The organism is Pseudoduganella sp. jia 9 (assembly GCF_055502615.1).
In genome coordinates, this window is the sequence record NZ_JBUPWE010000010.1 from 32,658 (window position 1) to 54,154 (window position 21,497).

At 66.1% G+C, this 21,497-nt stretch carries 15 protein-coding genes; 13 read left to right on the forward strand and 2 right to left on the reverse strand.

The window, feature by feature from the left end; genetic code table 11:
* Positions 1-143: 143 nt before the first annotated feature.
* Both ACY34H_RS14145 and pbpC read left to right on the forward strand, forming a co-directional pair.
* Positions 144-5,912, forward strand: a complete 5,769-nt coding sequence (locus ACY34H_RS14145) for an alpha-2-macroglobulin family protein (RefSeq protein ID WP_464978127.1) — start codon at positions 144-146, stop codon at positions 5,910-5,912.
* Positions 5,912-8,020: a penicillin-binding protein 1C gene (pbpC, locus tag ACY34H_RS14150; RefSeq protein WP_464978128.1), complete on the forward strand. Its 2,109-nt coding sequence runs from the start codon at positions 5,912-5,914 to the stop codon at positions 8,018-8,020. Before ACY34H_RS14145 ends, pbpC begins: the two co-directional genes overlap by 1 nt.
* Here pbpC and ACY34H_RS14155 read toward each other — a convergent pair.
* Together ACY34H_RS14155 and ACY34H_RS14160 are read right to left on the reverse strand one after the other, a co-directional pair.
* Positions 7,998-8,774: a PEP-CTERM sorting domain-containing protein gene (locus ACY34H_RS14155; protein WP_464978129.1), complete on the reverse strand. Its 777-nt coding sequence runs from the start codon at positions 8,772-8,774 to the stop codon at positions 7,998-8,000. The genes pbpC and ACY34H_RS14155 overlap by 23 nt on opposite strands.
* A 272-nt stretch (positions 8,775-9,046) precedes the next feature.
* Positions 9,047-9,730, reverse strand: coding sequence for a Bax inhibitor-1/YccA family protein (locus tag ACY34H_RS14160; protein ID WP_464978130.1), 684 nt, complete (start codon positions 9,728-9,730; stop codon positions 9,047-9,049).
* Between the two features lie 359 nt (positions 9,731-10,089).
* On the opposite strand from ACY34H_RS14160, the gene ndk reads away from it, so the two are divergent.
* The 11 genes from ndk to hflX all read left to right on the forward strand — a co-directional run bounded on the left by ndk (position 10,090) and on the right by hflX (position 21,494).
* Positions 10,090-10,515, forward strand: coding sequence for a nucleoside-diphosphate kinase (gene ndk / locus ACY34H_RS14165; RefSeq protein WP_131144610.1), 426 nt, complete (start codon positions 10,090-10,092; stop codon positions 10,513-10,515).
* Positions 10,516-10,612: 97 nt separating this feature from the next.
* Positions 10,613-11,785, forward strand: a complete 1,173-nt coding sequence (gene rlmN, locus ACY34H_RS14170; RefSeq protein ID WP_464978131.1) for a dual-specificity RNA methyltransferase RlmN — start codon at positions 10,613-10,615, stop codon at positions 11,783-11,785.
* On the forward strand, positions 11,785-12,627 hold the full coding sequence (pilW, locus tag ACY34H_RS14175) for a type IV pilus biogenesis/stability protein PilW (protein ID WP_464978132.1): 843 nt from the start codon (positions 11,785-11,787) through the stop codon (positions 12,625-12,627). Before rlmN ends, pilW begins: the two co-directional genes overlap by 1 nt.
* A 13-nt stretch (positions 12,628-12,640) precedes the next feature.
* Positions 12,641-13,654: a RodZ domain-containing protein gene (locus ACY34H_RS14180; protein ID WP_464978133.1), complete on the forward strand. Its 1,014-nt coding sequence runs from the start codon at positions 12,641-12,643 to the stop codon at positions 13,652-13,654.
* 5 nt (positions 13,655-13,659) lie between these two features.
* Entirely contained in the window at positions 13,660-14,940 is a 1,281-nt protein-coding gene (ispG, locus tag ACY34H_RS14185; RefSeq protein WP_464978134.1) for a flavodoxin-dependent (E)-4-hydroxy-3-methylbut-2-enyl-diphosphate synthase, read from the forward strand.
* Positions 14,941-14,944: 4 nt separating this feature from the next.
* A complete protein-coding gene (gene hisS / locus ACY34H_RS14190; protein WP_464978135.1) occupies positions 14,945-16,297 on the forward strand; it encodes a histidine--tRNA ligase in 1,353 nt (450 codons plus the stop codon).
* 18 nt (positions 16,298-16,315) lie between these two features.
* A complete protein-coding gene (locus ACY34H_RS14195; protein ID WP_464978136.1) occupies positions 16,316-16,969 on the forward strand; it encodes a YfgM family protein in 654 nt (217 codons plus the stop codon).
* Positions 16,970-17,085: 116 nt separating this feature from the next.
* Positions 17,086-18,240: an outer membrane protein assembly factor BamB gene (bamB, locus tag ACY34H_RS14200; protein WP_464978137.1), complete on the forward strand. Its 1,155-nt coding sequence runs from the start codon at positions 17,086-17,088 to the stop codon at positions 18,238-18,240.
* Between the two features lie 138 nt (positions 18,241-18,378).
* A complete protein-coding gene (gene der, locus ACY34H_RS14205) occupies positions 18,379-19,725 on the forward strand; it encodes a ribosome biogenesis GTPase Der (RefSeq protein ID WP_464978138.1) in 1,347 nt (448 codons plus the stop codon).
* 332 nt (positions 19,726-20,057) lie between these two features.
* Positions 20,058-20,294: an RNA chaperone Hfq gene (gene hfq / locus ACY34H_RS14210; RefSeq protein ID WP_093558029.1), complete on the forward strand. Its 237-nt coding sequence runs from the start codon at positions 20,058-20,060 to the stop codon at positions 20,292-20,294.
* Between the two features lie 63 nt (positions 20,295-20,357).
* Complete coding sequence (hflX, locus tag ACY34H_RS14215; RefSeq protein WP_464978139.1) at positions 20,358-21,494, forward strand: GTPase HflX; 1,137 nt, start codon at positions 20,358-20,360, stop codon at positions 21,492-21,494.
* Positions 21,495-21,497: the final 3 nt, after the last annotated feature.

Below are 21,497 nucleotides of genomic sequence, written 5' to 3' on the forward strand. Positions count from 1 at the left end.
TACGTCGCATGTGGAATCGATGGCGGTATTCGATCTGGCCTGACCGGCTGACGTGCGCGCGCAACTGGGCGCGCTACCGCGCGCGCGCAGGTTGACACGGATTGCGCTTCTTGCAAGACTGGGTTCCCACCTCCGGAGAACCCATGCGCGCCTCTCGTTCCCAGCTGCCGCCGCTGTGCCTGTTTCTTCTGTACTGTTTTCTGTACTGCCTTCCCGCCTTGCCGCTCCCGGCGCAGGCGCAAACCACCATTGAATCGTTCACGCCGCAAGGCACCGTGAAGGGCGTGCGCCAGGTGCAGGCGCGCTTTTCGGGCCAGATGGTGGCGTTCGGCGACTTGCGCCTGGCCGATCCGTTCGACGTCGATTGTCCGCAGCCGGGCAAGGGCCGCTGGATCGACGGCAGCAACTGGAGCTATGACTTCGAGCGCGACCTGCCGGCTGGCGTGGCCTGCCGCTTCACGCTGAAAGCCGGCCTGGCCGACCTGGCGGGGCAGCCGCTGCAAGGCGAGCGTACCCATGCCTTCGATACGGGCGGCCCGGCCGTGATCGCCGCGCTGCCCGGCGAAGGCAGCCGCATCGACGAACGCCAGGTCTTCGTGCTGGCGCTCGATGCGCTGCCGCGCGAGGAAACGGTGGCCGCCAATGCCTGGTGCCGTGCCGAAGGCATCGGCGAAAAGATCCCCGTACGCGCCGTGACCGGCGGCGAACGCGAACAGATCCTGGCAGCGCGCAAGGATTTCGTGCGGCGCCACCTGTCCATGTATTACGCGGCGCGGGGCGTCACCTGGAAGGCAACCGTACGGGTCACCGGCGACCGCAACGCCGCGCAACCGCTGGCGGTGCTGCAATGCGCGCGCACGCTGCCTGCCGATGCCAAGGTGTCGCTGGTATGGGGGGCGGGAATCGCCAGCGCGAGCGGCATTGCCACCAGCGAAGACCAGCCCCTGGCTTACCGCAGCCGACCCGACTTCAGCGCGAAGTTCAGCTGCGACCGGGCCCGGCGCAACGGTCCCTGCATTCCCGTGCTGCCGCTGCGCCTGACATTCACGGCACCGCTGCCGGTCGCCCAGTTGCAGCAGATTGCACTCGTCGGGCCGGACGGCAAGCGCCGGTACCCGTCATTCGACGGCGAAGTGAAGAGCGGCATGACGCTCGACACCGTCACCTTTGCCGCACCGCACGCCGCCAACAGCACGTACCGCCTGCAGTTGCCCGCCGGCCTGAAGGACGATGCCGGCCGCCCGCTCGTCAATGCCGCGCGCTTCCCGCTGGTGGTGCGGACCGGCGCGGCGCCGCCGCTCGTCAAGTTCCCGGCCCGTTTCGGCATCATCGAATCGACCGGCGACCGCTTGCTGCCGGTCACCGTGCGCAATGTCGAGGCCCGGCTGGCGGGCAGGTCGACGGCCTTGCAGGGCAACGCGCTGCGCGTGGCGGATAACGCCGACGGGGAAGTGATCGGCTGGCTGGGCAGGCTGGCCAATCCGCACGGCTGGAAACCGGACGAGCAATATGCCAGCGACATGGACGCTTCCATGCTGGGCGGCGCCGGGCAGCGCTTCACGGTCCCCAAGCCCGGCGGGCGCAGGGCGTTCGAGGTGATCGGCATCCCGTTGCGCAAGCCCGGCTTCTATGTCGTCGAACTGGCCAGCCCGAAACTGGGCGCGGCGCTGCTGAAGAAGCCCGGCACGGCGTACGTCAGCACGGCCGCGCTGGTAACGAACATGGCGGCGCACTTCAAGCATGGCAAGACATCGTCGCTGGTCTGGGTCACGTCGCTGGACAAGGGCAGCCCGGTCGCCGGTGCCAGGGTGGCCGTGCGGGACTGCTCGGGCAAGCCGCTATGGCAAGGCGCCACCGACGCGCAGGGCATCGCCCGCATCGGCACCGAGCTCCCCGCCGCCCGCTGCGGCGGCTATGAGGACCGCTATTTCGTCAGCGCGCGCAGCGGCGGCGATTTCACGTTCACGCTGTCGGACTGGAACGAGGGCATCGAGCCGTGGCGCTTCAACGTCAGCATCGAAGACCGTGCCGCGCACAACCTGATCGCCGCCACCGTGTTCGACCGCACGCTGCTGCGCAGCGGTGAAACGGTGCACATGAAGCATTTCATGCGCCGGCATACCACGGCGGGCATCGAGTTCGTCGGCGCCGGGGAGCGCATTGCGCGCGAGGAGTACGACCCGCAGAGCGACACGATGAAGCGCCACGAGGATGCGGCGCAACCGGGCAAGGTATTCATCCTGCACGAAGGCAGCGACCAGCGCTACGAGTTGCCGCTGGCATGGCGGAACGGCAGCGCGGCGGTGGACTGGACCATCCCGGCGGACGCGAAGCAGGGCTGGTACCAGGTGCTGCTGAACGGCCAGGAATCGGGGCGCTTCCGCGTCGAGCAGTTCCGCGTGCCGACGATGCAGGCCGTGCTGCAAGGGCCGAAGGAGCCGGCGGTGCGCGCCGCGCAGGTACCGCTGGACGTGCAGCTGTCATATCTTTCCGGTGGCGCCGCCGGGGGCACCCAGGTCAAGGTCGCCACGCTGGTGGAACCGAAAGCGGTGCATTTCCCCGACTACGCGGAATACGTGTTCGCCGGGCCGGACGTGCGGGAGGGTGTGGAGCGCGAGAGCGCGGCGTTCGACGATGTCGGCGGCCTGTTCGAAGGGGAAGGTGACGAAAAGGGTACTGGCGCCGCGGTACGCACGCGCAGCGTGACACTCGACCGCGCCGGCGGTGCGCGCGTGGTGCTCGACGGCTTGCCGCAATCGCCGCAGCCGGCCGAACTGCTGGCCGAGATGACGTGGCAGGATCCCAACGGCGAAACGCTGACCGGCTCTGCGCGCATTCCACTGTGGCCGTCGGCCTGGTTGATCGGCATCGCGCCGGACGGCTGGGTGATGAGCAGCAAGGCATTGAAGTTCACCGTGGCGGTGCTCGACACGGCAGGGCGGCCGGTGGCGGGCGCGCCGGTGCAGGTCGATTATTTCAAGCGCGACACGTACTCGCACCGCCGCCGGCTGATCGGCGGCTTTTATTCGTACGAGAACAGCAGCGAGGTCAAGGCGTTGGGGCAAGCCTGCGCCGGCCGCACCGACGCGAAGGGATTGCTGGTCTGCGAGGGCGCGGCACCGCAGGGCGGCAACCTGGTCCTGCGCGCCACCACGTCGGACAGCCGGGGAAACCAGGCGGTGACCAGTCGCGAAACCTGGGTGGCCGATGGCGACGACTGGTGGTACAAGGTCACCGATAACGACCGCATCGACCTCCTTCCCGAGCGGAAGCGTTACGAGCCCGGCGAGCAGGCGTCGCTGCAGGTGCGCATGCCGTTCCGGCAGGCGACCGCGCTGGTCACGGTCGAACGCGAGGGCATTCTCGATACCTACGTTCGCGAACTGTCCGGCGATGCACCCGTGATCGCGATTCCGATGAAGCCATCGTATGCGCCGAACGTGTTCGTCTCGGTGCTGGCGGTGCGGGGCCGGGTCGGCGGTATCGCGCCGACCGCCCTGGTCGACCTGGGCAAGCCGGCCTACAAGCTGGGCGTCGCCGCGCTGAACGTCGGCTGGGCGGCCAACGAACTGAAGGTGCGCGTCGCTGCCGACAAGCCGGTCTACAAGGTGCGCGAAAAAGCCGCGGTCACGGTGCGCGTCGCGCGGGCCGACGGTTCGCGGCCGCCGGCCGGCACCGAGGTGGCGCTGGCGGCGGTCGACGTCGGCCTGCTCGAGCTGATGCCGAACGACAGCTGGAAATTGCTGGAAGCGATGATGCGGCAGCGCGGACTGCAGGTGGCAACGTCCACCGCGCAGATGCAGGTGGTCGGCAAGCGGCACTTCGGCCGCAAGGCGGTGCCCAGCGGCGGCGGGGGCGGCAAGGGCGCCGGGCGCGAGCTGTTCGACACGCTGCTGTTCTGGCAAGCCGCCGTGAAGGTCGATGGCAATGGGGAGGCGCGGGTGCAGGTGCCGCTGAACGATTCGCTGACGTCGTTCCGCATCGTCGCCATCGCGCACGGCAACGCCGACCTGTTCGGCACCGGCCACGCGGACGTGCGCACGTCGCAAGACCTGATGCTGCTTTCCGGCCTGCCTCCGCTGGTGCGCGAAGGCGACAGGGTGCGCGCCGGTTTCACGGTGCGCAACGCCACGGGTGCGGTGCTGCAGGCGGACATGAGCGCCACGCTGGCCGGCAAGGCGCTGCCTGCCAGGAAGGTCAAGCTCGCGGCGGGGCAGGCGCAGGAAGTGGCATGGGAGATCACGGTGCCGGCCGGCGTAACGGAACTGGCGTGGCAGGTTGCCGCCAGCGCCGGCGGCAGCACGGACCGGCTGCATGTGCGGCAACAGGTGCAGCCGGCCGTGCCGGTGCGCACGGTGCAGGCGACGCTGCTGCAGCTGGACAAGCTCCAGGCGATGACGGTGCGGCCGCCCGCCGATGTGATTCCCGGCCGCGGCGGCGTGCGTGCGTCGTTCACGGCGCGCCTCGGCGGCGACCTGCCCGGTGTGCGCGACTGGATGGCGGCTTACGCCTACAGCTGCCTCGAACAGCAGGCATCGCGCGCGGTGGCGCTCGGCGACGCGGCCATGTGGGACCACGTGGCGCAAGCGCTGCCCACCTATCTCGATACCGACGGACTGGCGAAGTATTTCGCGCCGATGGACCAGGGCAGCGATACGCTGACTGCCTACCTGCTGTCGGTGAGCCATGAAGCGGGGTACGAACTGCCGGCCATGCACAAGGCACGCATGCTGGACGGGCTGGAAGCGTTTGTCGAAGGCCGCATCGTGCGCGGCTCGCCGCTGCCGACGGCCGACCTGGCGGTGCGCAAGGTGGCCGCGCTGGAAGCGCTGTCGCGCGAAGGGCGCGTCCAGCCCGGAATGACGGAATCGTTCACGCTGCAGCCGAACCTGTGGCCCACCTCGGCCGTCATCGACTGGTACCTGGTGCTGGCACGCACGCCGGCGCTGCCGCAGCACGATGCGCGCCTGCGCGAGGCCGGGCAGATCCTGAAGTCGCGGCTGAACCTGCAGGGCACCACGCTGACGTTCTCGACCGAGCGCAACGACGACTGGTGGTGGCTGATGGTCTCGGGCGACGTCAACGCGAACCGGCTGCTGCTGGCGATGCTGGACAACCCCGCGTGGAAGGGCGACATGGGCCGGCTGGCGCGCGGTGCGCTGGGCCGGCAGCGGCACGGGCGCTGGAATACCACGGTCGCCAATGCCTGGGGCGCGCTGGCGCTGCGCAAGTTCTCGCAGGTCTTCGAGGCGGAGCCGGTAACGGGGAGTGCCACCGCGGCCCTGGGCGGCGAACGGCGCAGTGTCGCGCTGCAGGACGGCAAGCGAAACAATGAGCAGGGCAACAGGCACGGCATGGCGCCGGCTGCCGCCGTCACGCTGCCGTGGCCGCGCGGGGCCGCGTCGCTGGACCTGCGGCACGAAGGCGGCGGCAAACCGTGGGTAACAGTGCAAAGCCTGGCAGCGGTACCGCTGGCGGCACCGCTGTCGTCCGGCTACGCGATCCGGAAGACGATGACGCCGCTCGAACAGGCGGCGGCAGGAGCGTGGGCGCGGGGTGACACCTACCGCGTCAGGCTGGAACTGGAAGCGCAGAGCGATATGACCTGGGTCGTCGTCGACGATCCGGTTCCCGCCGGCGCCACCGTGCTCGGTTCGGGCCTCGGCAACGATTCGCGGATCGGCGCGCGCGGAGAGAAAGCCGCCGGCTGGGTGTGGCCGGCGTTCCAGGAGCGTACGTTTGCCGCATACCGCTCGTATTACGCATTCGTGCCGAAAGGGAAGTGGACGGTCGAGTACACGGTGCGGCTGAACAACGCCGGCCGTTTCGGCCTGCCGCCAACGCGCGTGGAAGCGATGTACAGCCCCGAGATGTTCGGCGAGCTGCCGAATGCCCCGGTCGAGGTGAAGTGATGCGCCTCCTGTTCGCGGCTTTGCTGCTCGCGTCGGCCGCGGCGCCCGCGGCCGCGTCACCCGCCGTGCCGACGCCCGACCAGGTCAGGACGCAATGGCGCTCGTCGGATATGGTGCTGCTGGACCGCCATGGCGCGCCCGTGCAGGCATTGCGCGTCGACAGGCAGGTGCGCCGCGCCCCGTGGGTAGCGCTGGCGGACATCTCGCCGGCGCTGCCGCTGGCGGTGCTGCAAGCCGAGGACACGCGTTTCATGGAACATGGCGGCATCGACCTGCGAGCGATGGGGCAGGCGGCATGGGACAACCTGTTCCGCAGCCGGCCGCGCGGTGCGTCGACGATCACCATGCAGCTGGCCGGGCTGCTGGATCCGGCACTGAAGGCAGGGCCGGCCGGCCGCACGCTGGGGCAGAAGTGGGACCAGGCAATCGCGGCGCGTGCGCTCGATGCGGCCTGGAGCAAGGCGCAGATCCTCGAGGCTTACCTGAACATCGTGGCGTTCCGCGGCGAACTGCAGGGCGTGGGCGCGGCGGCGCAAGGCCTGTTCGGCAAGGCACCGTCCGGCCTGGACGTTGCCGAGTCGGCGATCCTCGCCAGCCTGCTGCGGGGGCCGTCCGCGTCGCGGGCGGTCGTGGTGCGGCGTGCCTGTGCGCTGGCGAAGGAGCTGAAGGCGGCCACGCCGTGCGGCGATATCGATCGCGCCGCACAACGGGCGTTCTCGCGACAGGCATCGATGGCGCCGCTGCCGCCGGCGCGGGAAGCCGCCGTGCAACTGCTGAAGGGCGCCGGGCACGTTGCTGGTACGACACTCGGCAGCACACTGGATGGCGCGCTGCAGCGCCACGTACAGGCAGTGCTGCGGCAACAGCTGATGGCGCTGCGCGAGCGTCACGTGGCCGATGGCGCCGTGCTGGTACTGGATAACGCCAGCGGCGAGATCCTGGCATGGGTCGGCAATGCCGGCGGCAGCGAGGTCGATGGCGTGACCGCGCTGCGGCAGGCCGGATCGACGCTGAAACCGTTCCTGTATGCGCTGGCGCTGGAGCGCCGGCTGCTGACGGCGGCCTCGCTGCTGGACGATACCCCGCTGGACGTGACAACGCCGTCCGGCCTGTATGCGCCGCAGAACTACGAGCGCGACTTCAAGGGCATCGCCACGGCGCGCGCCAGTCTTGCCGGCTCGTTGAACGTGCCGGCCGTGCGCACGCTGATGCTGGTCGGACTGGACCGTTTCGCCGGGCAGCTGCAGGCGCTGGGCTTCACCAGCCTGACCGAACAGGCCGACTTCTACGGACCATCGCTGGCGCTGGGTTCGGCCGACGTCAGCCTGCTGGAACTGACCAATGCGTACCGGGCCCTGGCCAATGGCGGGGTGGCCGGCGGCGCCACCTTGCGGGCGGGTGTGCGGCCGCAACCGGGCCGGCGCGTGGTCGACGCGGGCGCCGCGTTCATCGTCGGCGACATCCTGGCCGACCGGGCAGCGCGAGCCGCCACGTTCGGCCTGAAAAGCGAGCTGGCAGCGCCGTACTGGTCGGCCGTCAAGACGGGCACCAGCAAGGACATGCGCGACAACTGGTGCATCGGTTTCACGGCGCGCTACACCGTCGGCGTGTGGGTCGGCAATTTCGACGGCAGCGCGATGTGGGATGTGTCCGGCGTCAGTGGCGCCGCGCCGGTGTGGCGCGACGTGATGGATTACCTGAACCGCGACCGTCCCGCCGGCGCGCCGCATGCGCCGGCCGGTGTCGTGCGGCGCACCGTCACGTGGCAGCCGGCACTGGAAGCGCCGCGGCAGGAATGGTTCCTGGCAGGGACCGAGACGTCCCGCGTGACGCTGCTGCCGGACGAACGGCGGCAGCCTGAAATCGTCTATCCCGCCGACGCGGCGATCCTTGCCGTCGACCCCGACATTCCTTCCGGCCGGCAGCGCGTGTTCTTTCTTTCGCACGGACCGCGGGACTTGTACTGGCGGCTCGACGGCACGGTGATCGGCTCTACCGGCGCGCAGGCCGGCTGGCAGCCCGCGCCGGGCAGGCACGAACTCGTATTGCAGGACGGCGAGGGCAGGGAACTCGACCGTATCAACTTTACCGTGCGCGGCGGCAGGTAGCGACGCGGCGGCCCATCAGCAGCAGGCCGGCGCACAGCATGCCGAGCACCGACGGTTCCGGTACCGGCGTCGCGACATAAGTCACATTCGACAGCGCCTGGAAATACACGGAAACGGGCCGCATCTCCGCGCTGCCATTGGCGAACGCCAGCATGAAATCGTCTTCCACCGTCATCCGGTCCGGCCAGTCCGCATAGGCCAGGCTCTGGCGCACGAACTGCGTGAAGGTATCGCCATGTTCGTCGACGATGCCCACGTAAGCCATGCCCACCACTTCGAGGTATTCGCCCGGCAGGCTGCTGCGCGACGCCGCCGTCGCGAAATGGCCGCTGATTGCCAGCACCGTATGGGGCTGCAGCATGAAATGCAAGGCCTGGCTGGCAGTCGCGCCGATCGTGCCATGGTCGCCGAGGCTGGCGTCGCCTGTGGCGAAGGTTGCAACGTTGCCGAGCGCGCCGCTGGTGAGCGCCGAGGCGGCACTTGCGCCGTGGCCGAGTTGTACCGCGCCCGGCCTGTTTGCGCCGGGGTAGCCGGACGCGTAGTAGTCCGCTGTCGCCGCGTACAGGCTGGCGAACAGGGATGAATCGGCGGACAGCACGCCGTAGCCCGGGGCTGCGCCATCGTCCGGTGTCAGGTCGAGCGTGCCGAAGTGGACGTTGCTGATCGATGCCGAAGCGGTGCCGGCCGCGGTTGCGCTGAAAGAGCCCAGCAGCAGCATCAGCGTGGCGATGAATGAGCGTAGAAAGACAGCCATGAGGCCTCCATGCGGTGGAAGTTTGAAAGGGAGGCTCAAGCGCGCGTTCGAGTGCACGCATCATACGTACTGCTCAGCTCGCTTCCGTTGACGTTGCGCACGGATTCTTGTGGAACTTCGGTAGCCGTGCTGCTGGCGCAGCGTCGCAACACCGCAACGATTGTGTTGCAAAAAACTTGGGGACTGTCCCCGGTGTTGTATTGCGACCAGCTCGGCAGCAAGGGCAAAAAAAAGCCGGCGCGAGGCCGGCTTTTCGATGGTGCGGGCAGTGCTTATTCGCGGCTGCCGCTGGTGAAGCCCAGGATCGACAGCAGGCTGCTGAAGATGTTGTACACGCTCAGGTACAGGCCCAGCGTGGCGCTGATGTAGTTCGTTTCGCCGCCGTTGACGATGCGCTGCACGTCATACAGGATGAAGGCGGAGAAAATGCCGATGGCCAGCACCGAGATCGTCAGCGTCAGGGCGGGGATGGCGAAGAAGATGTTCGCCAGCGACGCCAGGATGATGACGACCAGGCCGACCATCGCAAACTTGGCCACGCCGGAGAAATCACGCTTCGACACGGTGGCGATGCTTGCCAGCACGGCAAAGATCGTCGCGGTGCCGCCAAACGCCAGCATGATCAGCGTGCCGCCGTTTGCAAACGTCAGCGTGCGGCTCAGCAGGGGCGCCAGCATCAGGCCCATGAAGAACGTGAAGCCGAGCAGCAGGGCGACGCCCAGGCCGCTGTCCTTGTTCTTCTCGATCGCCCAGATGAAGCCGAACGCGATGCCCAGGAACAGCAGCGCGCCGAGGAAGCCGCCAGGGATCGGCACGCCGAGCGTCATGCCCGCGGCCGCGCCCAGCACGGTCGGAATCATCGACAGAGACAGCAGCCAGTAGGTGTTGCGCACGACGCGGTTCTGGGTGACTGCACGCCCACCCGCATATTGATAAGTTTTTTCCAAGTTCGCCATTTTGCACTCCTTTTGTCGGTACGGTGTACCCTTGCCAAAGCTTAGCACGCGAGGTGCCTAAAAGGGCTTAAGCCCGCCGGGATGGTCTGTTGTGTCGAGCCTGCCCTGAAATCGCTTGTTTTCGAGCACGACCCTTGAAATCCTCCGGAATCCGCCCAACTGCCCGCGAACGGCTGGGCTTCCCAGCCAAACCGCCCGCATGATGCGAGTTTCCAGGGTTTCGATACGGCTTTCCGCCGCTTGTTACGCCATCTTCCGCCCCAACACGCATAGTATATGGGGTGTTGTATGCTAAAATCAAAGGTTGATCGAGAAATCAATTTCGTTTTAACCCTTTCTTTTTACTGGAGTTTTTAATAATGGCAATCGAACGCACCCTGTCCATCATCAAACCGGACGCAGTGGCCAAGAACGTGATCGGCCAGATCTACAGCCGTTTCGAAGGTGCTGGCCTGAAAGTCGTGGCTGCCCGCATGACCCAGCTGTCGCGCGCCGAAGCCGAAGGCTTCTACGCCGTGCACGCTGCCCGTCCGTTCTTCAAGGACCTGGTGGACTTCATGGTTTCCGGCCCGGTCATGATCACCGTGCTGGAAGGCGAAGGCGCCATTGCCAAGAACCGCGACCTGATGGGCGCAACCGATCCGAAGAAAGCAGAAAAAGGCACGATCCGCGCCGATTTCGCTGACTCCATCGATGCCAACGCCGTTCACGGTTCGGACGCTGCCGAAACCGCCGCCACGGAAATCGCGTATTTCTTCCCAGCACTGAACGTGTACTCCCGTTAATCGATTCGATTAGCGGCGCTTAGCAATACATCTGTAGTATCGCCTGACGCCCCGGCATGTCCGGGGCGGAGGTGTTTTGAAAAAAGATTGAACAGTTATGGAAACGACCCTCACCAACCTGCTGGACCTCGATCCCGCGCAACTGATCGACTACTGCGCGCAGTTGGGTGAGAAGCCGTTCCGCGCCAAGCAGCTGCAACGCTGGATCCACCAGTTCGGCGCGTCGGACTTCGACAGCATGACCGATCTCGCCAAGTCGCTGCGCGAGAAGCTGAAGACGCGCGCCCATATCACGGCGCCGGCGGTCATCAGCGACCATACCTCGAGCGATGGCACGCGCAAGTGGCTGGTGGACGTAGGCAATGGCAACGCCGTTGAAACCGTGTTCATTCCGGAAGAAAACCGCGGCACGCTGTGCATTTCCACCCAGGCCGGCTGCGCCGTCAATTGCCGTTTCTGCTCGACCGGCAAGCAGGGCTTCAACCGCAACCTCACGGTCGCCGAGATCATCGGGCAGTTGTGGATGGCCGAGTTCGAGCTGCGCAGGACGAAAGGCATCGAGCCGGGCCCCAAAGGCGAGCGCCAGATCACGAACGTGGTCATGATGGGCATGGGCGAGCCGCTGCTGAACTACGAGCCGACCGCCACCGCGCTGAAGCTGATGCTGGACGATAACGCCTACGGCCTGTCGCGCCGCCGCGTGACGCTGTCCACCTCCGGCGTGGTACCGATGATCGACAAGCTGTCGCAGGACGTGCCGGTGGCGCTGGCCGTGTCGCTGCATGCCTCCAACGACGAGCTGCGCAATGGCCTCGTGCCGCTGAACAAGAAGTACCCGCTGGCTGAGCTGCTGGCGGCCTGCAAGCGTTACCTGGAATTCGCCCCGCGCGACTTCATCACGTTCGAGTACTGCATGCTGGACGGTTTCAACGATTCCGACGAGCATGCACGTGAACTGATCGCACTGGTGAACCACCCGCAATATGGCATCAACTGCAAGTTCAACCTGATTCCGTTCAACCCCTTCCCGGAATCAGGCCTGACGCGTTCGAAGAATCCCCGCATCAAGGCGTTCTCGGAAATCCTGATGAATGCCGGTATCGTGACGACCATCCGCAAGACCCGTGGCGACGACATCGACGCCGCCTGCGGCCAGCTTGCCGGCGAAGTCAAGGACCGCACCCGCGTGGCCGAGCGCATGGAAAAGATGGCTGAGTACAAGACCAAGTTCGGTGCCGATTTCGGCAAGATCGTGGAGATCCGCTCCTGATGACCGCAGCCGCCCAGTGCCGCGCGCGCATGTCCAGCCTCGGCTCCGCCGGGCTGCTGGCCGTGCTGCTGGCCGCCTGTACGGGCGGGCCCGCGGGTACCGGGGCGGCTGGCGACATGAGCGGCAAGGCCGAGCTGCCAACGCTGTCGGATGCGACGGCTGCGCAAAAGCGCGCCCAGATCCGCATGCAGCTGGCGGTCGGCTACTACGAGCAGGGCCAGCTGCCGGTCGCGCTCGACGAGATCAAGAAGGCAATTGCCGCCGATCCCGCCTACGCGGATGCCTATGGCGTGCGCGCGCTGATCTACATGGGCATGGGCGAAACGGCGCTGGCGGACGATAATTTCAAGCGCGCGCTGCAACTGGCGCCGAACAACCCGGATATCGCGAACAACTATGGCTCGTTCCTGTGCCAGAGCGATCGCGTGGCCGAGTCGTTCCGCTGGTTCGACGCGGCACTGGCCAGCCGCCAGTATTCGTCGCCGGTCAAGGCGATGAACAATGCGGGCAATTGCGCGCTGAAGAGCAAGGATTACGAGCGGGCCGAGAAATATTTGCTGCAGGCACTGCAGCTGGCACCGGATCAGCCGTCGACCAGCGCCAACCTGGCGCGGGTCTATTACGAGCGTCGCGACTATGCGCGCGCCAACTTCTTCATTACCCGGCTGGGCAAGGTTGCCCGGCCCGACAGCCTGCCGGCCGACGTGCTGTGGCTGGCAGTCAGGGTGCAGCACAGGCTCGGCGACAAGGGAGCGGAAGAAGGTTGGGCAACGCAGTTGCGGCGCCACCACGCCGCCTCGCCCGAGTATGCTGCGTATCAACGCGGGGCGTTTGATGAGTGAGACAGGGGTAATAATGGATTCAGAAGGGCAAAAGCAGCCGCAGGGACAGACGCACAATCCGTCGCAGGATCGGCGCGATGCTTCCGCACCCGGAGCAACGCTGGCCGCGCAGCGCGAGGCGATGGGCCTGTCGGTGGAACAGATCGCGGATCAGCTGAAGCTGGCCCCGCGCCAGGTGGTGGCGCTCGAGCAGGGCGACTTTGCTTCGCTGCCGAACATGGCCGTCACGCGCGGCTTCATTCGCGCCTACGCCAAGGTGGTGCGGCTCGACCCGGCACCGCTGGTGGCGCACATCGAGGTGACGCCATCGGTCACCACCACGACCGATCATGCGCCGATCAGGCGGGAGAAGATCTCGACGACTTTCTCCCAGTCGCGTTTTCCCACGCTGGCATCGCGCCAGTCGAAGCCGAAAGTCTGGATCATCGGCGGCGTGGTGGCACTGGCCGTCATCGCCGGCGCCGGCGCATGGCAGGCCGGCCTGATCTCGCCGGGCGCCCTGAGCAAACCGGGCACGGTGGCCGCGCCAGCCGCCGTGCCCGCTGCGCCGGGTACGGCCACGACGACGGCCACGACGCCGCTGCTGTCGCCAAACGTGCCGCTGGTATCGACGCCCGGCCAGGGGCCGGCAACGCCGGAGAACACCGCGCCGCTGGTGACGTCGCCGCCGGTCGCGGCCGGCACGGCGCCTGCGACCACGCCGGCTGCGGCTACACCGCCCGCGACCACGCCGGCACCCGCTGCAACGGCTGCGCCAGCCGTGCCGGCAGCGGCGCCCGCGGCGCAGGGCGCCAACACGCTGACGATGGTATTCACGGCCGATTCCTGGGTCGAGATCCGCCGTCCCGGCGCGGCGCCGCTGATTTCCCGCCTGGTGAAGGCGGGCAGCACCGAATCGTTTGAAATCGACCGCCAGTCGACGCTGGTCGTCGGCAAGCCGGAAGCCGTGCAGGCCACGCTGCGCGGCCAGCCGCTGCCGCTGCCGAAGGTGGCGGGCGGCACCATTTCCCGTGTCCAGATCAAGTAATGAGCATGTCCGAACTTATTACCGCCATACCTTCTAACGCGATCCCCTCCGGCCCGCTGGCGCGCCGCTCCAGCAAGGGCGTGCTGGTCGCGCATGGCGACCGCAAGGTATGGGTCGGCGGCGACCATCCTGTCGTCGTGCAGTCGATGACCAATACCGATACCGCCGATGCCGTCGGCACGGCGATCCAGATCAAGGAGCTGGCCCGCGCCGGTTCCGAGCTGGTGCGCCTGACGGTGGACCGTCCGGAAGCGGCGCAGGCCGTGCCGTACATTCGCGACCAGCTCGACAAGATGGGCATCGACGTGCCGCTGGTCGGCGACTTCCACTACAACGGCCACACGCTGCTGACCGAGTACCCGGACTGTGCCGCCGCGCTGTCGAAGTACCGCATCAACCCCGGCAACGTCGGCAAGGGCGCCAAGCGCGACACGCAGTTCGCCCAGATGATCGAAGTGGCGATCCGCCACCAGAAGCCGGTGCGCATCGGCGTCAACTGGGGCTCGCTCGACCAGGCGCTGCTGGCGCGCATCATGGACGAGAACGCGGCCCGCGCGAATCCATGGAGCGCGCAGGCAGTGATGTATGAAGCGCTGATCACGTCCGCCATCGAGAACGCCCAGCGCGCCGAGGAAATCGGCCTGGGCCGCGACAAGATCGTGCTGTCCTGTAAGGTGTCCGGCGTGCAGGACCTGATCGCCGTCTACCGCGAGCTGGCCAAACGCTGCGACTACGCACTGCACCTGGGGTTGACGGAGGCGGGCATGGGCAGCAAGGGCATCGTTGCCTCGACCGCCGCGTTGTCGGTGCTGCTGCAGGAAGGCATCGGCGACACGATCCGCATTTCGCTGACGCCCGAGCCGGGTGGCGACCGCACGAAGGAAGTCATCGTCGGCCAGGAAATCCTGCAGACGATGGGCTTGCGCAAGTTCATGCCGATGGTGATCGCCTGCCCGGGCTGCGGGCGCACCACGTCGACCACGTTCCAGGAACTGGCCGACGATATCCAGACCTTCCTGCGCGAGCAGATGCCGGAATGGAAGAAGAGCCATCCGGGCGTGGAAGCGATGAACGTGGCCGTGATGGGCTGCATCGTCAACGGGCCCGGCGAATCGAAGCACGCCAACATCGGCATCAGCCTGCCGGGCACCGGCGAATCGCCGGCCGCGCCGGTCTTCGTCGACGGCCAGAAGGTGGCCACCTTGCGCGGCGACACGATCGTGCAGGATTTCCAGCGCATCGTGCTGGATTACGTACAGAAAAACTACACATCAGTATCGGTATAAAACCATGTCCGAAAATAAAAAAGCAGAGAAGATCACCTCGGTCAAAGGGATGCCCGACATCCTGCCCGCCGATGCCCACCTGTGGGAAATCTTCGAGAACACCGCGCAGTCGATCCTGCAGAGCTACGGCTACCAGAACATCCGCACGCCGATCGTCGAGGAAACCCGCCTGTTCGCACGCGCGATCGGCGCCGTGACCGATATCGTCGAGAAGGAAATGTATTCCTTCGAGGATTCGATGAACGGCGACCAGCTGACGCTGCGCCCGGAAGGCACCGCCGGCGTGGTGCGCGCCGTGCTCGAACATAACCTCGTGTACGACGGCCCCAAGCGCCTGTGGTACAAGGGCCAGATGTTCCGCCACGAGCGCCCGCAGCGCGGCCGCTACCGCCAGTTCCACCAGTTCGGCGCGGAAGCCGTGGGCTTCACCGGCCCGGACATTGATGCCGAACTGATCATGCTGTGCCGCCGCCTGTGGGACGACCTGGGCCTGCCGGATATCCGCCTGGAACTGAATTCGATCGGTGACGCGGCCGAGCGCGCCGCGCATCGCGTCGACCTGATCAAATACCTGGAACAGCACGAGGAACTGCTGGATGCGGACGCCAAGCGCCGCCTGCATACCAACCCGCTGCGCATCCTGGACACCAAGAATCCGGCGCTGCAGGAAATCGTCAACGGCGCACCGAAGCTGCTCGACTACCTCGGCGAGGAATCGCTGAAGCACTTCGAGGGCGTGAAGAACATCCTCGACCGCAACGCCGTGCAGTACACCGTCAACACGCGCCTGGTGCGCGGCATCGACTACTACAACCGCACCGTGTTCGAATGGGTCACCGACGAGCTGGGCGCGCAGGGCACCGTGTGCGCGGGCGGCCGCTACGATCCGCTGATCGAGCAGTTCGGCGGCAAGGCCACGCCGGCGGTCGGCTTCGCGATGGGCATCGAGCGCCTGATCGAGCTGATGAAATCGGCCGGCGAAACGGCGGCCCCGGCGCAGTGCGACGTGTACCTGGTGCACCAGGGCGCGGAAGCGCAGATGCAGGCCTTCATCCTGGGCGAGCGCATCCGCGATGCCGGGCTGGACGTGATCCTGCATTGCGCCACCGCGGCCGGCGCCGGCTCGTTCAAGAGCCAGATGAAGAAGGCCGACGGCAGCGGCGCGTCGTTCGCCATCATCATCGGCGAAGACGAAGTGGCCAACAATACCGCCAGCGTCAAGGCGCTGCGCGGCGCCGAAGGCGAGCAGCAGCAGGCTGCCGTGGCGTTCGAGGAAGTGGTCGGCTACGTGGTCGACCAGATCATCGGCGGCCACGACTGCGGCGACGACTGCGAAGATCACCACCACCATCACTGATCCCGAAGGAAAGATTCCATGGCATTCGATCACCAAGAAGAAGAACAGCTCGCTTCCCTGAAGGCGTGGTGGGCTAAGTACGGCAACGCCGCAACGTGGGTGCTGGTGGCCGGCCTGGCCGCCTATTCGGGCTGGGCGGGCTGGCAGTATTACCAGCGCACCCAGGCTGTCGAAGCGTCCGCGCTGTACGACGAGCTGCAGTCCTCGGTCGGCAAGGACAACGCCAAGGTGCAGCGCGCCGCCGGCGACATCGAGAGCCGCTATGGCCGCACGCTGTACGCGCAGATGGCCGCGCTGACGGCGGCCAAGAGCGCATTCGAAGCGAACGACCTGAAGACGGCCAAGGCCCGGCTGCAGTGGGTGATCGAGCATGGCAACGAGGAATACCAGGCCGTGGCGAAGATTCGCCTGGCCGGCGTGCTGCTGGACGAGAAAGCCTATGACGCGGCCCTGAAGGCGCTGGACGGCGACGTGCCGGCCAAGTTCGCCGCCGCCGTCAGCGACCGCAAGGGCGACGTGCTGGCAGCGCAGAACAAGCTGGCCGATGCCCGTGCGGCATACCAGGCCGCGCTGGCCGGTACGGACGAGAAAAATCCCGCGCGCCAGCTGATCGAGCTGAAACTCGAAGCCGTCGGCGGCACGGTGCCGGAACCGAAGCCGGCAGCCGCCTGATTCACGACGGCGCGCGCGCCAGTCTCATAGCGCCCGCGGCCGGCATGACGGCACGCGGGCATGCGGGAACGCGTTACCCGTACCGCCTTCCACTTGTAAGGAGCAAGGTTTAATTTATGCGTATCACCGGTAAACTCATCGGCGTGAGCCTGCTGTCCATGACGGCCGCGTGCAGTACCCTCAGCTCGCTGAACCCATTCAAGGAAAAGGACAAGAATCCGCCGGCCGCGCTGGTGGACATCAAGTCGCCGATTCCCGCCAAGATCGTGTGGAAGCATTCGGTCGGCAAGGCCGGCCTGTATGTGTTCTCCCCGGCGCTGGCCGACAATGCGCTGTTCGTGGCCGATGCCGACGGCAATATCGAACGCCTGGATGCGGCCACCGGCCGCTCGCAGTGGAAGATCAAGGCCGGCACCGAGCTGACCGCGGGCGTGGGCGCCAACGGCAAGCTGGTGGCGGTGGGCGGCACGAAGGGCACCGTGATGGCGTTCGACGCGGCCACCGGCAAGGTGCAGTGGAAAGTGCAGGCTTCGTCGGAAGTGCTGTCGGCACCGGCAGTGACCGACGAGCTGGTGATCGTGCGCAGCATGGACAACAAGATCACCGCCTACGACACGAGGACGGGCGACCGCAAGTGGTTCCTGCAGCGCACCACGCCGCCGCTGACCCTGCGCAACGCGCCGGGCATGGTGGTGGCGCAGCCGAACGTGTATGTCGCGCAGCCGGCCGGCAAGCTGCTGTCGCTGGCATTGTCGAACGGCGTGCCACGCTTCGAGGTCTCCGTGGCCGAGCCGCGCGGCGCCACCGAACTGGAACGCGTGTCGGACATCGGCGGCACGCCGGTCGTGATCGACAGCGACATCTGTACCGTCACGTACCAGGGCAAGGTCGGCTGCTTCGACCTGTCCACCGGCGCGGCCAAGTGGAGCAAGCCGGCATCGTCCGACGTGGGCGTGGGCGCCGACCAGCGCTTCGTCTTCGTGGCGGACGACAAGGGCCACGTGTCCGCGTTCAGCCGCGAAGGCGGGGCCAGTGCATGGAAGAACGATTCGCTGGGCAATCGCCAGTTGTCCACGCCGCTGTCGTACGGCCGCGTGGTGGCCGTTGGCGATTTCCAGGGCCATGTGCACCTGCTGTCGCGCGAAGACGGCGCGATGCTGGGCCGCGTGGCCACCGACGGCAGCGCGATCAAGTCGGTACCGCTGATCGCCGGCTCGAACATGATCTTCCAGACCCAGTCGGGAACGGTGGCGGCGATCGCGGTCGAGTAATGCAGTAAATTCATGCAATGGATTCACGAAGTAAAACAGGCAACTGAGCAGTGACGATGCCCGCAAGGCGCGGGCATTCAGTATCTCCAAAAACCAAGCAGTACTAATGACCGCCCAGCGCGGTCGAGCAGAAAACAAATGAAGCCGGTAATCGCACTCGTGGGGCGCCCGAACGTCGGGAAATCGACCCTTTTCAATCGTCTGACCCGCTCGCGCGACGCGCTGGTGGCGGACTTGCCTGGTCTGACGCGCGACCGTCACTACGGCGAGGGCCGCGTCGGCGAACGTCCCTTCCTGGTCATCGATACGGGCGGTTTCGAACCGGTCGCAAAGGAAGGCATCATGTTCCAGATGGCCCTGCAGACCAAGCAGGCCGTGGCCGAAGCGGACGTGGTGATCTTCCTCGTCGACGGCCGCCAGGGCATGACGCCGCACGACAAGACCATCACCGACTTCCTGCGCCGCAGCGGCCGCCCCGTGCTGCTGGTGGTGAACAAGGCCGAGGGCATGAAGTACACCTCGGCCGTGTCGGACTTCTACGAGCTGGGCCTGGGCGATCCGTATGCGATCTCCGGCGCGCACGGCGACGGCGTGACCGACCTCGTGTACGAGGCGCTGGACAAGGCATTCGCCTCGCGCCCGGAAGATGCCGAAGAGCTGCTGCCGTCCGAGCGTGGCATCAAGCTGGCGCTGGTCGGCCGCCCGAACGTGGGCAAGTCCACGCTGATCAATACGCTGCTGGGCGAAGAGCGGGTGATCGCGTTCGACATGCCGGGCACCACGCGCGACTCGATCGAAATCCCGTTCGAACGCGACGGCAAGCACTACACGCTGATCGACACCGCCGGTATCCGCCGGCGCGGCAAGGTCTTCGAGGCCATCGAGAAATTCTCGGTCGTCAAGACGCTGCAGTCGATCTCGGAAGCGAACGTCGTCATCCTGATGCTCGATGCCCAGCAGGATATTTCCGAGCAGGATGCGCACATCGCCGGCTTCATCCTGGAATCCGGCCGGGCCCTGGTGCTGGCCGTGAACAAGTGGGACGGCCTGCAGTCGCACCAGCGCGACCAGGTCAAGAACGACATGGACCGCAAGCTCGATTTCCTCGGCTTCGCCAAGACGCACTTCATCTCGGCGCTGAAAGGCACCGGCGTTGGCCCGCTGATGAAATCGGTCGACGCCGCCTATGGCGCCGCCATGGCCGACCTGTCGACGCCGAAACTCACGCGCGCGCTGCAGGAAGCCATTGAAAAGCAGGAACCGAAGCGCAAGGGCGGCCTGCGGCCGAAGATGCGCTACGCCCACCAGGGCGGCATGAACCCTCCGGTGATCGTCATCCACGGCAACTCGCTGGACGCGATCAGCGAGCCCTACAAGCGCTACCTGGAAAAGCACTTCCGCGAGACCTTCCAGCTCGTCGGTACGCCGCTGCGTATTGAATTGCGCACGGGTAAGAATCCGTTCGACAAACGCGAGAAGAGCTGACCGTACACTTGGCCGCCGGCCGCCAGGGACCGGTGTCTGGCACCATTTCCGGACGAATCGCCCGGAAATGGTGCCGGACACCAGTGTTCGAACGCCTGCCACTACCGGCCGAGTAGCTGGTTTGCGGGCAAAGCCACTTCACATTCCGAATGCAATTTTTTCCTTGTTTTCATTCGGACACCCCTGCATAAATCACAAAAACCGGTTACAGTAGCTTCGAAGCATTTCCGTCTGGCGGAGGGTGTTTTTACCTCTGCAATAAGGAGTAGCCGGCACTTGAATTCAAGCGTTTCGCCTCCAATTCCAACACAACAACATAAACTGGAGCTGTTATGAGCAATAAAGGGCAATTGTTACAAGACCCATTCCTGAACGCGCTGCGCAAGGAGCACGTTCCTGTCTCGATCTACCTCGTCAACGGCATCAAGTTGCAAGGCCATATCGAGTCGTTCGACCAGTACGTCGTCCTGCTGCGCAATACCGTGACGCAGATGGTGTACAAGCATGCCATCTCGACCGTGGTGCCGGCCCGCGCCGTCAACCTCAATATCGATTCCGAGGCGGAGTAACGCGTTGATCGTTGAGACAACGCCGCAGCTTTGCCATCCGCTTCATCGTCCCCTGACCGTCCCATGCGCGCAGCTTTAGTCGGTGTGGATTTCGGCCAGGGCGACTTCGCCGCCAGTATCGACGAATTGATGCTGCTCGCGCGTTCCGCGGGAGCGGAGCCCATCACGACCGTCACCGGCAAGCGTTCCAGCCCCGATGCCGCCTATTTCGTCGGCAGCGGCAAGGCCGACGAGATCGGCCATGCGGTGCAGGACCACGGGCTGGAGATCGTCATCTTCAACCATGCGCTGTCGCCCGCGCAGCAGCGCAACCTGGAAAAGCGCCTGAACGTCCGCGTGCTGGACCGGACCAGCCTGATCCTCGATATCTTCGCCCAGCGTGCCCAGAGCCACGAGGGCAAGCTGCAGGTCGAGCTGGCGCAGTTGCAGCACCTGTCCACGCGGCTGATCCGCGGCTGGACTCACCTCGAGCGCCAGAAAGGCGGTATCGGCCTGCGTGGCCCCGGTGAGACCCAGCTGGAAACCGACCGCAGGCTGATCGGCGAACGGGTGCGGATGCTGCGCGCGCGGCTCGCGAAACTGCGCAAGCAGCACGAAACGCAGCGCCGTTCGCGTGGCCGCAACAATGCCTTCTCGGTGTCGCTGGTCGGCTATACCAATGCCGGCAAGTCGACGCTGTTCAATGCGCTGACCAAGGCCGGCGTCTACGTGGCGGATCAGCTGTTCGCTACGCTGGACACCACGTCGCGCCGCGTCTACATGGGCGAGGATGCCGGCAATGTGGTGATTTCCGATACCGTCGGTTTCGTGCGCGAACTGCCTCACCAGCTGGTGGCGGCGTTCCGCGCGACGCTGGAAGAAACCATCCATGCCGACCTGCTGCTGCACGTCGTCGACGGCGCCAGTCCGGTGCGGATGGAGCAGATCGACGAGGTCAATGCCGTGCTGCGCGAAATCGGCGCCGACCATATTCCCCAGATCCTGGTCTGGAACAAGATCGACGCGGCCGGCCTGGAGCCGGCGGTGGAACGTGATGAGCATGATAAGATTTCACGCGTTTTCATCAGTGCCCGCACCGGCGACGGTCTCGATCTTCTGCGCGCGGCCATTACCGAGACAGCCCAGGTTCAACGGGAGGCGAATCTGCGTCCGAAGGACGACACGCCGCCCGATGCCATTTCCACATTCACCGATGTCTAAAAC